This is a genomic window from Roseovarius amoyensis (assembly GCF_003260265.1).
GTDB lineage: Bacteria > Pseudomonadota > Alphaproteobacteria > Rhodobacterales > Rhodobacteraceae > Roseovarius > Roseovarius amoyensis.
Genome location: NZ_QITQ01000009.1, coordinates 64,736 through 77,185, shown reverse-complemented (window position 1 = coordinate 77,185; position 12,450 = coordinate 64,736). Strand labels below are relative to the sequence as shown.

Genomic DNA, 12,450 nt, shown 5'->3' with positions numbered 1-12,450 from the left:
GTCCATTCGGTTTAGTCGTTACAGGATCTGGCGTAGCTTCTATCGCCAGTTTTCGTGGTGAACCCCCTCAGCCCGACGGTCAAGCTGATATAGGTCGACGGCGAAAGCACCGCCGAAGAGGTGAAGCGGCGCGAGGCGGACAGGCTCACCTCGACGCATTCGTTGAGATAGGTCAGCCCGACACCGGCGCGCACGCTGTCGTCGGCAACAACGTCATAACGCCAGTTGGCGCTGCCGGTCCAGTGCTGAGACAGCCGGTACGAGGCATCGAGGTTCCATTCCGAGATCGTCGCCGCGCGGTTTTCCGCCAGGTCGCGCCCGAGCCAGATATAGGTGGCGCCCAGGCTGCCCTTGTCGCTGTACCAGGCGGCGCGGGCCTCGGCCTTGGCGGTGTCGAGACTGTCGTCGAACAGCCCGCGCGCGGTAAACACCAGCCCGCCGCCTGTCCTGACCTGGCCGGCGATCAGCATGTCCGAGACCTTGCCGTTGATCCCCGAGCTGTCGGTAAAGCTGTCCAGCCCGGTCGGTTCCAGCTGCTGTTCGTCGCGCACCAGCTGCCCCATCGCCAGCGATGTCTGCAGCCCCGAAGGGGCATAGCGCGTCCAGCTCAGCCCGTAGGCGGCGCTGAACCCGCGTTCACGCCGGTCCGGCGCGGTAAAGCGCGAGGTCGAAAAGAGGTTGCCCTCGTCAAACTCGATGCGGGTGCTTTCGTCGTTGGGAATGAACGGGTTGCTGCCCCCCGCCCAGGCCAGTTGAACCACCGGTTCGATCACATGGGTGGCCCCGCTGGTGGTGGCCTTCAGCAGCGGCCAGCGTAGTTCCAGTTCGGTCGTGGGGGTAACTTCGGTGGCCGACGACTGGCTTGTCAGCCCCGCCTGGTGGACCTCGAAATGATCCGCCGCGAGGCCGGCGCTGAAGGATGCCAGAACGCCGCCCGGCAGGGTCCAGCCGCGCTGCCATTCGGCGCTGAAGGTCATTCGCATGATATCGCGCCCGTCGGCCCATGTGTCGGCATCCACGCCGTCGATCACCAGCCCGGACGAGCGCGCATGCGCATGGGCCAGAATCCCCAGCCGCACCTCGCCGCCGATGCCCGCCGGATGCAGGCGCCGTTCCCATTCGGCGTTTCCGACCAGGGTCGGCAGGGTGCTGTTGATCTCGCCCGTGCGCAGGCTGCGGAAATAGGTGATGGCGCCGCGCATGTACGAATCGCGCCTGGTGCGTTCGATCTCGATCTCGCTGTCGAGCCGGTCTTTTTCGTAATACGAATAATCGAGCAGATAGGTCTTGTCGTTCACCGCCTCGATGTCGAAGCGCAGCTTGAAATCGTTTCTCAGGTCGAACGCGCCCTCGCCGAACAGATATCCGCGCCGGCCGCTGTTGGCGACGTCGTCATCCGAAACGGCGCCCTCGAACTCGATCCGCCCGTTACGGAACGCCTGCCGATAGCGCAGTTCCAGCGTGCGGGTCTTGGTGGTCAGGAACGGGGTGACGGTCAGGTCCTTGTCGTCGCCGATCCGAATGAAATAGGGCACACGCGCCCCCATCCCCAGAAGCGACGAGTTGTAAAGCGATGGCACCAGGAAACCGGTTGCGCGTTCCAGCGTCGGGTCAGGCAGCCGCAGCCGCGGCAGGTAGAATACGGGCGTATCCAGAACCCTCAGCTGGGCATCCTCGAAATACAGCTGGCGTTCCTGCTGGTCGTGGATCACCCGGCGGGCGCGGATCTGCCACAGTGGCGGACGGCCTGTTTCGCAGACCCGGCATGATGTGACCGAGACCTTGACCAGCTGGTTGAAGCGCCCGCCACTGCGGTTCAGCTCGCGCGCGGCCAGTTGCACGTGATCGCTCATCACGATGCGGGCGCCGCGCAGGATGCCGTTCTGCATGTCCTGGTCGATCTCGCCCGAGGACGCCAGGATCAGCGTTTCCTCGCCTTCACGGATGATGATCGGCCCCGTCAGGATCAGCCGGTCCTGGGTGCGGTCATAGACGATCCCTTCGGCCTGCAGGCGGCGACCGTCATAGATGGCCTCGACATTGCCGGTGGCGACCAGCCGCTCGTTGCCATCCATATAGACGTCGTCCGCGATCAGCACCGCGGGCTGGGGTACGTCCTGCGCCCGGGCAGCCGGGGACCAGCCGGCCGCCATGGCCAGCACCCAGAGCCATATGATCGCCGCGCGCTTCATCCGTCTTCCATATGCAAAAGAATGCCCGTCGCCAACAGCAAGCCGGCCACCGGCGGCGCCCAGGCGGCCAGTATGACGGGGATTTCGCCGTTCTCGCCGAGGATCTGGGCAAAGTTGCGGATGTAATGCAACCCAAAGCCCAGCAGCACCGCCGTCAGCACCGACAAGCCGGTATTGGCCAGCCGGGCATGACGCATGGTGAAGGCCGCCGATATCATCACCAGCGCGATCAGGAATAGCGGCGCGGCGAGCTCCATCTGGTACCACATCGCATAGCGGCGGGCCGAAAACCCGGCCTGTTCAAGCTGGTCGATGAAGGCCGGCAAATCCCAGATCGGGATGAATTCGGGCTTGCCGAAGCTGTCGAGGATGCGGTCCTGCGTCAGGGCCGTGTTCAGGCGCATCTGCGCTGTTTCGACGGCGCTTGCCTCGGGGTTGCCGCCTTGCGACAGGTCCCAGGTCTTGGTGCGGTAGAGCGTCCAGCCATCCCCGTCCAGCCGCGCTGTGCGGGCGGTTATGCGCCGGGCCGGCCGACCGTCCGGGGCAAAATCCATGAAGGTGGTGTCGAACAGCACCGTCAGGTCGGAACTGGCGCGCTCGGCATGGATCACGGTCTGCCCTTCGGGCCCGCCCTGGCGCAGCCACAGCCCCTCGGACGCGATCACCAGAATTGCCGCGCCGCCGCCATAGTGGCTGTTGACCAGGTCGTTGTGACGCTTGGATGCCGCTGCGACGATGGGGTTGATCATGGTCACCGTCAACACCCCGAGCAGCCCGACCACCGCCAGCGGCGCGGCCAGGCTGCGCAGTGCCGAACGGCCGGTGGCGCGCACCACCACCAGTTCGGACGAGCGCGCAAGCCGGATGAACAGCGCCACTGTCGCCAGCACCACCACCAGCGGCAGAATCTCGTAATTCGAGGCCGGCACGTTCAGCAAGACGGTGTAAAGTACGTCGCCAAAGGGCAGGTCGGGAAAATCCTGCAGCTCGTCGATCAGGTCGATCAGCAGGAGCAGCACCATGAAGACCGAAAAGACCAGCGCGAGGGACCACAGGAACTTGCGCGCAAGATAGGTGTCGAGAATCATGTCGCCCCCCTGGCCGAACGCCACCAAAGGGAGGGCCGTCGCCACAGATCGGGCCGCGCGGCGAGATAGAGCATCAGGAACGCGATCAGGAACCCGGCCGCCGATGGCAGGTACATCAGGGGCCATGCCGCCGCATTGCCGATCACGGCGCCGGTCACGCTGCTTTCGATCAGCTTGACGACGATCAACAGGGCGAACGCCGCCAGGACCTGCCACCAGACGCCAAAGCGGCTGAATCCGCCCAAAAGCAGCGTCGCAAAACCGATCAGCGCCGCGACGACGCACAAAAGCGCCTGAGAGAAACGGGAATGCAGCGCATACTGCAATTCGCCCGGGGTGGCGCGGGTGCTCTTCGCCACCGTCTCTGGCTGCAGGATCAGGTCGGGGGTGGGCGCGAATTCGACCTTGTTCAGGCTGGCCGGATTCTGCGCGATCAGCCGGCTGATGTCATAGGAGAAGTCTTCGAAATGGGTGGTGAAAAGGCGCTGCCCCTCGGGGCGCAGGGACTGCGCCAGCCCCTTGACCATCACCAGCTTGGTGCCGCCGCCCTCTTGCACCAGGTAGGCCTGCGAAGAGGTATAGGTCATCGGGCTTTCGGGGTCGCGCCGGTCGGAGAGAAAGACATCGCGCAACGCCCCCTCAGGCGTGATGTCGCGGATGTAGAAGGTGATGCCGGGGGCGGGGTGCAGAAATTCGCCTTCTTCCAGGAACCGGGCCGATACGCTCTGGCGCACTTCGGCCTCGCGCTGGCGCAGCTCGCCCAGGCTGAGCGGGATCAGGAAATGGCTGAGCAGCGACATGATCAACGCGATGACGGTGCCGAAAACCGCCGCCGCGCGGATCAGCCGCCAAGGCGAATAGCCGGTCGCCTGCACCACGGTCAGTTCGCTTTCGTTGACCAGCCGGTTGGTGACATAGACCGCCGCCGCAAAGGTGGCCATCGGCAACACGATACCGATCACGCCCGGCAGGGTCAGGGCAGTGAATTCCAGGAAAACCCAAGCCGGCTGGCCGTCACCGATCAGGCGGTCGAACATCCGCACCGCCTTGTTGATCCAGAAGATCGAAACCAGAATCAGTGCAAAGAATCCGAACAGCACCATGAATTGCGACAGCATATACCTGTCGAATCTGGTCACGCTCTACCCCCAAGGCGTACTCTTTGGGGCAGCCTAGCGGAATTGACGGCGGGGGAAAACTGCTAACTGGCCAAGCACGCGAGGCCGCGTTAGGAGTGTGGGAAAGATGCGCAACCAGGAGCCGATGATGACAACCCTTTCGTCCGTGAATTTTGCCGAAACCGATACCGAAAGCCTGTCCGGGTTCGAGGGCCGGGTCGCCGTCTTTGTCACCCCCGAGGGTACGCTTGACCCCGCCGGGCGGCGGGTCAACCGTCTGACGCGTGGCGCGCTCAAGCGGATGACCGAGGATGAAGGCTGGTCCAAGCTCAAGCCGGGCGAGATGCGCACGCTGGACTGGCCCGCGGGCATGGCGGCGCAGGCGCTGGACGTTGTGTGCCTGCCGCGCCGCGCCGGCATGGCCGAGGTGCGCAAGGCCGGTGCCGCGCTCGGCAAGGCCAAGGGTGACGCGGCCATGCTGGTGATGGCCGGGCCGGTGCGCCATGCGGCCGAGCTGACGATGGGGCTGGTGCTGCGCGCCTATGCCTTTACCGCCCACAAGACAGAAGAGGCCAAGACGCCCGGCGACGTGACGGTGATGAGCAGCAAGCCGGATGACCTGCAGCAGACCGCCGCGCCGCGCCTTGCCGTGGCCCGGGGCGTGTACCTGACTCGCGATCTGGTCAACGAGCCGGCGAACCACCTGACTACGCAGGAATTTGCCCGCCGCATCGAGGGACTCAAGGAACTGGGCGTCAAGGTGACGGTCCTCGACGAGGCCGAGATGGAAAAGCTGGGCATGAACCTGCTGCTCTCAGTAGGGCATGGCAGCGATAGCCCTTCGAAGGTGGCGGTGATGGAATGGTCGGGCGGTGAAAAGGGCGCCGCGCCGCTGGCGCTGGTGGGCAAGGGCGTGGTCTTTGACACCGGCGGCATCTCGATCAAGCCCGCGCAGGGCATGGAAGACATGACCATGGACATGGGCGGCGCCGGCGTGGTGACCGGGGTCATGCACACGCTGGCCGCGCGCAAGGCCCGTGCCAACGTGGTCGGCCTGGTCGGGCTGGTCGAAAACATGCCGTCGGGCCGCGCCACGCGCCCGGGCGATGTCGTCACCTCGATGAAGGGCGACACGGTCGAGATCATCAACACCGACGCCGAGGGGCGGCTCGTGCTGGCGGATGTGCTTTGGTACGCGCAGGAAACCTATCAGCCCGCCGCCATCGTCGATCTGGCGACGCTGACCGGGGCGATCATCATCGGGCTGGGCCACGAGAACGCGGGCGTCTTTGCCAATGACGACCAGTTCTGCGCGGCCTTCCTCAAGGCGGCCGAGGCCGAGGGCGAAGGCGCCTGGCGGATGCCGCTGGGCGAGGCCTATGACAAGCAGCTCAAATCCCGCATCGCCGACATCAAGAACGTGGGCGGGCGACCCGCGGGGTCGATCACCGCGGCGCAGTTTCTGCAGCGCTTCGTGCGCGAAGGATGCCCGTGGATTCACCTCGATATCGCCGGCGTGGCGCTGACGGGCGAGGAAACCGCGCTGGCGCCCAAGGGCGCGACCGGCTGGGGCGTGCGTGCGCTCGACCGCCTGGTGGCGGAGCGTTTCGAGGCCGGCTGATGGGGGCGGCCTATTTCTATCACCTGACCCGCCGTCCGCTTGAGGCGACGCTGCCGGTCCTGCTGGGCAAGGCCCGCGGGGCAGGCTGGCGGGTGGCGGTGCGGGGGGTGGACCAGGGCCGCATGGAATGGCTGGACGAAAAGCTGTGGTTGGGGCCGGAAGAGGGGTTCTTGCCGCACGGGCTGGCCACCGCGCCCCATGCCGAACGCCAGCCCATCCTGCTGACCACCGATGCGGTTTGCGCAAACGACCCGCAATGCCTGATGGCGGTGGACGGGGCCGAGGTGGCCGCGGAAGAGGTGCAGCTGCTGGAGCGCGTGTGCGTGCTGTTCGACGGCAATGACGAAGCGGCCAAGGACCGTGCGCGCGGTCAGTGGGCGGCGCTGACCAGGGCGGGCTGTGCGGCGCAATACTGGTCCGAGGAAAGCGGCCGGTGGGAGAAGAAGGCCGAGGCGCAGCCGGGGGGACGATAAATAACAGGATCGATAATTCAAAGGCACCTTTCTTTTAGGAGAGTTCACCGGTAATCACTACGCATGACAGTTGTAAGCCATCCTGCACCAGGCACAATCGTTCGCGTCGATCTAAGTGATGGTTTTCGGCCACCCGAAATGGTGAAGAGGCGACCAGTCATCGTGCTGTCTCCGCCGATCAAAGGCCGTCAGCAGCTTTGTACTGTCGTTCCGTTGAGTACGGCCGCGCCCAGAACCTTGCTTCCACACCACATGGAAATATCTTTCGACCCGCCACTCCCACACCCCTACCAGTCTCCGACGGCGTGGCTGAAGGGCGATATCGTTTTGACGGTAGCATTCCATCGCCTTCGGCTGCTCTTTGATCGTAAACAGTCAGGACAGCGCGTGTACGATGTGCGAGTTCTGGACCCGGAAGTCTTTGAGCAGGTCAGGAATTGTGTCAGGGCCGGACTCGGTTTGTGAATTGATTGTTAAGTGCAGACCGCCTATATGTTGGGTGTCGCCGGTAGCACCGGCATTTAAGTCCACCGAAAGGTGGCCTCTGTGGAAGGGTGATTGCAAGCCGTCCGCAGCGACTAATAGGCCCCGCCTCGGCGGGGCCTTTCTGTATTCGGGTTAGTTCGTCTGCGATCTCCGGTGTCCATGTCATGCAAAAAACCGGCCGCACCCTGAGGGAGAGGCGGGTGCGGGCCGGATCACACCGGCCTATTCAGGCCGGGTGTAAACCTTGTCGGGATTGAGCGAATAACCCCACGGCAGGCCGGAATTCTTCCACCCGTCCTTTAGCCGCCAGGGGCCGTTGGGATGGTCCTTGACGGTTCCGCCTTCGAACCCGTCAATCACGACATAGACCTTTTCCAGCCCCAGCCCCGACAGCGCCTTGGCCGAGGGCGCGCCACGGGTCCCGCCCGAGCGGCACATCAGGATCACCGGCGTCGAGGTGTCCAGCCCGCGTTCCGTCAGCGCCGCCATTACCCCGTCGGCGAAATCGGGGTTCGGTTCCATCGCAAAGACCGGCTTCTTCGGGTTCCACCTGGCCGGGTTGACCAGCATGTAGGGCACGTTCACGTCCACCACGTCGGTGAACCCGGTGAACATGATCTCGATCGGTTCGCGCACATCGACGAACAGCACCTTGTCCCCCATGGCCTGTTTCATCTCGTAGGCCTCTGTGGAGGTCAGGTAGAGGCCCCATTCGGTCTGTTTCGCGGGGTCTTCGGGCTCGGGCGCGGCGAAGGCGGGCAGCGACATGGCGGCCAGCGCGGCGGCCAGCAGGCCAGCGGCAATACGGCGGTTCATCTGTGATCTCCTTGTCAGAACGACAGCAGGCGGGTGTCATCGGCCAGCATGCGCGCGGCCATTGCCGGGGGTTTGGCCGTGCCGATGCCGTCCAGCAGCACCTCGGCGCCGGCCCCCTTGTTGGGCAGGTAGAGCGCGCAGACCTCGACCTTGCCGCCCTGGGCCATGATCATCTGCATCAGCTTTTGCGGGCTCATGCCCTGGGGCTGTTGCGGCGCGGTGGCGGTTTCGGGCGGTTCCTTGAGCGCAAGGTCGCCGCCGGGGCCACAGAGCAGGGTATAGGTCTCCGCCCCCTGCTTGAGCGCCTGCATGGTCAGAACCATGCTCATCAACTGGGTCTGGGGTTCTTCGCTGGTCAGGATGGTGACGAGGGCCGGCTTGTCATCGGCCAGGGCCGGCGCGGCAAGGGCAGAGGTGGCCATCACGGCCGCGGCTAGGAAACGACGCATGGAATTGTCCCTTTCATATGTGTGTCGCCGCCCGGTCTATCGGTGGTTCGGGGGGCTGACTTTGACACAGGACAAATAGATATGAATTATTGAATGTGAATATACCCAAAGGCAGATGCGCGCCCTTGTCGCAGGCGTCTCAGTGGCCGACACGGCGCCAGGGTTCAGCGTGTCAGCACCAGCCTGTTGCCTGAGATCTCGACACTGGAAAACCGCTGCAGATAGTCCATGCCCAGCAGCGAACGGTCAAGCTCGCCCTCGTTGACCACGGCGCGCACGCGCTCATCCGAAAAGGGGCCGATGGCCAGCCGGTCCAGCCGCACCGGCGCGGTGCGCACCTCGCCATTGGCGGTGATGGCGCGGCCGATATAGACCAGCCCTTCGGTATCGATCCCGGCGCGGCGGGCGTCGCGTTCGCTCAGAACGATCTGGCTCGCGCCGGTGTCGATGACGAATTCGACCGGCGTGCCGTTCACCTCGGCGGTCAGGTAATAATGCCCGTCCGGCGCGCGGGGCACCTCTATCCGCCCGGCCTCTGCCAGCACGGCCTGGCCGGGGCGCACCGTCTGGCGGATATCGCCCCACAGCCCCACTGCCGCAATGACGCCGACAAAGATCAGTCCCCAGACCAGCGCCTGCTGGGTGATGTGGCCCAGGGATTTGCGGTTCTGGGCAAAGAACCACAGCACCACCGCGCCGCCCAGCAGCACGAGGTATAGAAGGCGGGCAGTATCGAATTCGCTCATGTCTGGCATATAGGGGCGCGCGCCGTGCGGGGAAAGGTCAGCCCGTCAGCCCGACGCCCTTTAGCCCATCAAGCACGAACTGCACCGCCAGCGCGGCCAGCAACATGCCCAGCAGGCGGGTGATCACGTTGATGCCGGTGCGCCCCAGCACGCGTTCCAGTATTCCGGCGGTCAGGAACAGCACCAGCACCAGCGCCAGCACCGTGAAGGTCACCCCCATCACCAGCGCCAGCCCCTCAAGCCCCGGCCGCTGGCCGGTCAGCAGGATCACCGAGGCGATGGAGCCCGGACCCGCGATCAGCGGGATGGCGATGGGAAAGATCGACGGGTCGTCGTCGTCGTCATCCTCGTCCTCGGCCTGTGCGGCGGTGCCCTCGCGCCGCTTGGTGCGGCGTTCGAACAGCATGTCGAGCGCGGTCAGAAACAAGAGCATCCCGCCGGCGATGCGAAAGGCCGGCATCGAGATGCCGACAAAGCCCAGCACCGCCTCGCCGAAGGCGGCGAACACCGCCAGGATCAGCGCCGCCGCGATCGAGGCGCGCAGCGCCACCGCCCGGCGCCGTGCAGGCCCCATGCCCTGCGTCAGGGCGACAAAGATCGGCGTCATCCCCAACGGGTCGATGATGACGATCATGGTGACGAAGGCGGTGATCAGAAAACCGGTGTCCATGAGGTCTTATCGCCCAAAGGCCCCGCTGCGTCCATGCCGGGTGTGGGGCAGGTTCGGTATCGTTCTCGCCCCGGCCCCCGAGCCGGGGTCTTGGCACGAAAGGGGCACCGGGTCAGGTCCGGGGCGGGTACTCTGAAATGGGCGCGCCCCTATCCGCCCGCCGCCTCCAGCCGTTCCAGCGCCGCCAGCCACAGCGTCTCGGCCCGGTCGAGGCCGTTCATCACCTCGGCATATTTCTTTTGCCAGGCGTCCATGTCGGCGGCGCGGGCGTCTTCGTAAAGCACTGGGTCGGCCAGCCGGGCGGCGATGCGGTCGCGCATCTCGTTCAGCTTTTCGATCCGCTCTTCGCATTTGCGCACGTCCTGGCGCAGGGCGACACGGTCGCTGCGGTCGGGGCGCCGCGCCTTGGCCGGTTTCGGGGCCGGTTTCCCGGTCTCCTGCGTGGACTTGTTGTTGCCCAGCAGCATTTGCCGATAGCTTTCCAGGTCGCCGTCATAGGGGGCGACGCGGCCATCCTTGACCAGCCACAGCCGGTCGGCCACGAGGCTGAGCAGGTGCATGTCGTGGCTGACCAGGATCACCGCGCCGCCATAGGCGGTCAGCGCCTCTACCAGCGCCTCGCGGCTTTCGATGTCCAGGTGGTTGGTCGGCTCGTCGAGGATCAGCATGTGCGGCGCATCGAGCGTGGCCAGCATTAGCGACAGGCGCGCGCGCTGTCCGCCCGACAACTGCCTCGCCTCGGTTTCGGCCTGTTCTGCCCCGATACCGAAACCGCCAAGCTGGGCGCGTAGCTTGGCTGGCGGGGTGTCGGGGCGCAGGCGGCGCAGATGCGCCAGCGGGGTTTCATCGGCGCGCAGCTCGTCCAGCTGGTGCTGGGCGAAATAGCCCACCCGCAGACGGGCGGCGGTGTGGATGCGTCCGGACATGGGTGGCAAACGTCCCGCCAGCAGCTTGGACAGGGTCGACTTGCCCTCGCCATTACGGCCCAGCAGCGCGATGCGGTCGTCCTGGTCGATGCGCAGGTCGAGCAGGTCCAGAACGGCCTTGTCGTCATAGCCGACCGACGCCCCTTCGAGGCGCAGGATGGGCGGCGACAACTCGTCGGGTTCGGGAAAGCTGAAGGCGCGCAGCGCGGCCTCTTGCGGGCGGGTGATGGGTTGCATCCGTGCCAGCGCCTTCAGCCGGGCCTGCGCCTGTTTCGCCTTGTCTGCCTTATAGCGGAAGCGGTCGACATAGGATTGCAGATGCGCGCGCCGTGCGTCCTGTTTCTTTGCCTCGGATTCGGCTGCCGCCAACCGGGCGGCGCGGGTTTCGGCAAAGCGGTCATAGCCGCCTTGATAGAGGGTGAGCTTGCGATCCTCCAGGTGCAGGATCGCGCCCACCGCCCGGTTGAGCAGCCCGCGGTCGTGGCTGATGACGATGGCGGTGTGCGGATAGCGGGCCAGATAGCTTTCCAGCCACAGCGCGCCTTCGAGGTCGAGATAGTTGGTCGGTTCGTCCAAAAGCAGCAGGTCGGGGGCCGAGAACAACACCGCCGCCAGCGCCACCCGCATCCGCCAGCCGCCCGAAAAGGCCGAGCACGGCATTGCCTGTTCTTCGTTGGTAAAGCCCAGCCCCTTGAGGATCGTCGCCGCGCGCGCGGGCGCGCCCCAGGCGTCGATATCCGCCAGCCGGGTCTGGATATCGGCGATGCGGGCGGGGTCGGTGGCGGTTTCGGCCTCTTCCATCAGCTCCGCGCGTTCGGTGTCGGCGGCCAGCACCGTGTCGAGCAGCGTCACCTCGCTGCCCGGCACCTCCTGGTCGACACCGCCGATGCGGGCACGGGCGGGCAGCTCGATGCGCCCGTCATCCAGCGCCAGCTCACCCCGGATCAGGCGAAAAAGCGTGGTCTTGCCGGTGCCGTTCCGGCCCACCAGCCCGACCTTGTGACCATCGGGAATGGTCGCCGAAGCATTTTGCAGCAGCGGCCGCCCGGCCATCGAAAAGGAAATGTCATCTATACGCAGCATGCGCGGGGCATGCCCGATGCACGGCGGGGCGTCAATCGCCGCTTTTCAAACACGGGTGCCCGTGTTATCGCCACCGCGATCTTGTGCGCGGGCGCTGCCGCCCCGCGCCTGACACCCATTCAAACGAGAGGCTGACATGGCTTTGGAACGCACGCTGAGCATCATCAAACCCGATGCCACCAACCGCAACCTGACCGGTAAGATCAACGCCAAGTTCGAAGATGCCGGCCTGCGCATCGTCGCGCAGAAACGTATCAAGCTGACCAAGGAACAGGCCGGCGTCTTTTACGCGGTCCACAAGGAACGCCCGTTCTATGACGAGCTGTGCGAATTCATGGCCTCCGCGCCCGTGGTGGTGCAGGTGCTCGAGGGCGAGAACGCCATCGCGAAGAACCGCGAAGTGATGGGCGCCACCAACCCTGCCGAGGCCGCGCCGGGCACGATCCGTGCCGAGTTCGCTGAATCGGTCGGCGAGAACTCGGTTCACGGCTCGGACGCGCCTGAAACCGCGGCGGTCGAGATCGCCTATTTCTTTTCGGGTCTTGAACTGGTCGGCTGACACGCACCAGCCGGTTTGACCGTCAACAGACAGGCCGCTTCCCGCCGGGAGGCGGCCTTTTTCGTGCCGTCAGATGGCGGCGAAGTCGTTGAACACCCTTGCCGAGACGACCTTGGTCTTTGGGGGCGCGGGCTTGGCCGTGGGCTCGGGCTTGGCTTTGCCGCCGTTACCCGGCTTGGGGGATGAACTGGCCATGGTCGGCTCCTTGGCTGCGTTACAGCCC

Annotated in this window: 13 protein-coding genes; 4 read left to right on the top strand and 9 right to left on the bottom strand. The window is 65.4% G+C overall.

All coding sequences use genetic code 11. The features are described 5' to 3' along the window. Positions 1-11: 11 nt before the first annotated feature. Genes DL899_RS09820 through lptF form a run of 3 tightly spaced genes read right to left on the bottom strand, consistent with a single transcriptional unit; the run spans position 12 to position 4,398 of the window. Positions 12-2,192 (bottom strand): LPS-assembly protein LptD, encoded by a 2,181-nt coding sequence (locus DL899_RS09820; protein ID WP_111734177.1) that lies wholly within the window; start codon positions 2,190-2,192, stop codon positions 12-14. After that, complete coding sequence (gene lptG / locus DL899_RS09815) at positions 2,189-3,280, bottom strand: LPS export ABC transporter permease LptG (RefSeq protein ID WP_111734244.1); 1,092 nt, start codon at positions 3,278-3,280, stop codon at positions 2,189-2,191. Before lptG ends, DL899_RS09820 begins: the two co-directional genes overlap by 4 nt. Further along, positions 3,277-4,398: an LPS export ABC transporter permease LptF gene (gene lptF, locus DL899_RS09810; protein ID WP_111734176.1), complete on the bottom strand. Its 1,122-nt coding sequence runs from the start codon at positions 4,396-4,398 to the stop codon at positions 3,277-3,279. Before lptF ends, lptG begins: the two co-directional genes overlap by 4 nt. A gap of 148 nt (positions 4,399-4,546) precedes the next feature. Here lptF and DL899_RS09805 point away from each other — a divergent pair, with 148 nt between their 5' ends. The 3 genes from DL899_RS09805 (at position 4,547) to DL899_RS20240 (ending at position 6,957) form a co-directional block, all read left to right on the top strand. Continuing rightward, positions 4,547-6,019 carry a leucyl aminopeptidase gene (locus DL899_RS09805; protein ID WP_111734243.1) on the top strand — a complete coding sequence of 491 codons (1,473 nt, stop codon included), beginning with the start codon at positions 4,547-4,549 and terminating at the stop codon, positions 6,017-6,019. After that, positions 6,019-6,492 carry a DNA polymerase III subunit chi gene (locus tag DL899_RS09800; protein ID WP_111734175.1) on the top strand — a complete coding sequence of 158 codons (474 nt, stop codon included), beginning with the start codon at positions 6,019-6,021 and terminating at the stop codon, positions 6,490-6,492. The genes DL899_RS09805 and DL899_RS09800 overlap by 1 nt, the downstream gene beginning before the upstream one ends. 63 nt (positions 6,493-6,555) lie before the next feature. Continuing rightward, a complete protein-coding gene (locus DL899_RS20240; protein WP_111734174.1) occupies positions 6,556-6,957 on the top strand; it encodes a type II toxin-antitoxin system PemK/MazF family toxin in 402 nt (133 codons plus the stop codon). A gap of 243 nt (positions 6,958-7,200) precedes the next feature. Here the strand turns inward: DL899_RS20240 and DL899_RS09790 are convergent, their stop codons facing one another. The 5 genes from DL899_RS09790 to DL899_RS09770 all read right to left on the bottom strand — a co-directional run bounded on the left by DL899_RS09790 (position 7,201) and on the right by DL899_RS09770 (position 11,668). After that, positions 7,201-7,794 (bottom strand): rhodanese-like domain-containing protein, encoded by a 594-nt coding sequence (locus DL899_RS09790; RefSeq protein WP_111734173.1) that lies wholly within the window; start codon positions 7,792-7,794, stop codon positions 7,201-7,203. A 14-nt stretch (positions 7,795-7,808) separates the two neighbouring features. Beyond that, a complete protein-coding gene (locus DL899_RS09785; protein ID WP_111734172.1) occupies positions 7,809-8,243 on the bottom strand; it encodes a DsrE family protein in 435 nt (144 codons plus the stop codon). 164 nt (positions 8,244-8,407) lie between these two features. Further along, entirely contained in the window at positions 8,408-8,989 is a 582-nt protein-coding gene (locus DL899_RS09780) for a retropepsin-like aspartic protease family protein (RefSeq protein ID WP_111734171.1), read from the bottom strand. Between the two features lie 37 nt (positions 8,990-9,026). Continuing rightward, complete coding sequence (locus DL899_RS09775; protein WP_111734170.1) at positions 9,027-9,659, bottom strand: MarC family protein; 633 nt, start codon at positions 9,657-9,659, stop codon at positions 9,027-9,029. A gap of 149 nt (positions 9,660-9,808) precedes the next feature. Beyond that, a complete protein-coding gene (locus tag DL899_RS09770) occupies positions 9,809-11,668 on the bottom strand; it encodes an ABC-F family ATP-binding cassette domain-containing protein (protein WP_111734169.1) in 1,860 nt (619 codons plus the stop codon). 136 nt (positions 11,669-11,804) lie between these two features. Here DL899_RS09770 and ndk point away from each other — a divergent pair, with 136 nt between their 5' ends. Then, positions 11,805-12,227: a nucleoside-diphosphate kinase gene (gene ndk, locus DL899_RS09765; RefSeq protein WP_111734168.1), complete on the top strand. Its 423-nt coding sequence runs from the start codon at positions 11,805-11,807 to the stop codon at positions 12,225-12,227. Positions 12,228-12,296: 69 nt separating this feature from the next. On the opposite strand, the gene DL899_RS20085 is transcribed toward ndk, so the two are convergent. Then, positions 12,297-12,422 carry a hypothetical protein gene (locus DL899_RS20085; protein ID WP_275426790.1) on the bottom strand — a complete coding sequence of 42 codons (126 nt, stop codon included), beginning with the start codon at positions 12,420-12,422 and terminating at the stop codon, positions 12,297-12,299. Positions 12,423-12,450 lie beyond the last annotated feature (28 nt).

Coding starts and splice junctions, on each gene's coding strand:
- DL899_RS09820 (WP_111734177.1), bottom strand. CDS start 2,192: ATGAAGCGCGCGGCGATCATATGGCTCTGGGTGCTGGCCATGGCGGCC.
- lptG (WP_111734244.1), bottom strand. CDS start 3,280: ATGATTCTCGACACCTATCTTGCGCGCAAGTTCCTGTGGTCCCTCGCG.
- lptF (WP_111734176.1), bottom strand. CDS start 4,398: ATGCTGTCGCAATTCATGGTGCTGTTCGGATTCTTTGCACTGATTCTG.
- DL899_RS09805 (WP_111734243.1), top strand. CDS start 4,547: ATGACAACCCTTTCGTCCGTGAATTTTGCCGAAACCGATACCGAAAGC.
- DL899_RS09800 (WP_111734175.1), top strand. CDS start 6,019: ATGGGGGCGGCCTATTTCTATCACCTGACCCGCCGTCCGCTTGAGGCG.
- DL899_RS20240 (WP_111734174.1), top strand. CDS start 6,556: ATGACAGTTGTAAGCCATCCTGCACCAGGCACAATCGTTCGCGTCGAT.
- DL899_RS09790 (WP_111734173.1), bottom strand. CDS start 7,794: ATGAACCGCCGTATTGCCGCTGGCCTGCTGGCCGCCGCGCTGGCCGCC.
- DL899_RS09785 (WP_111734172.1), bottom strand. CDS start 8,243: ATGCGTCGTTTCCTAGCCGCGGCCGTGATGGCCACCTCTGCCCTTGCC.
- DL899_RS09780 (WP_111734171.1), bottom strand. CDS start 8,989: ATGAGCGAATTCGATACTGCCCGCCTTCTATACCTCGTGCTGCTGGGC.
- DL899_RS09775 (WP_111734170.1), bottom strand. CDS start 9,659: ATGGACACCGGTTTTCTGATCACCGCCTTCGTCACCATGATCGTCATC.
- DL899_RS09770 (WP_111734169.1), bottom strand. CDS start 11,668: ATGCTGCGTATAGATGACATTTCCTTTTCGATGGCCGGGCGGCCGCTG.
- ndk (WP_111734168.1), top strand. CDS start 11,805: ATGGCTTTGGAACGCACGCTGAGCATCATCAAACCCGATGCCACCAAC.
- DL899_RS20085 (WP_275426790.1), bottom strand. CDS start 12,422: ATGGCCAGTTCATCCCCCAAGCCGGGTAACGGCGGCAAAGCCAAGCCC.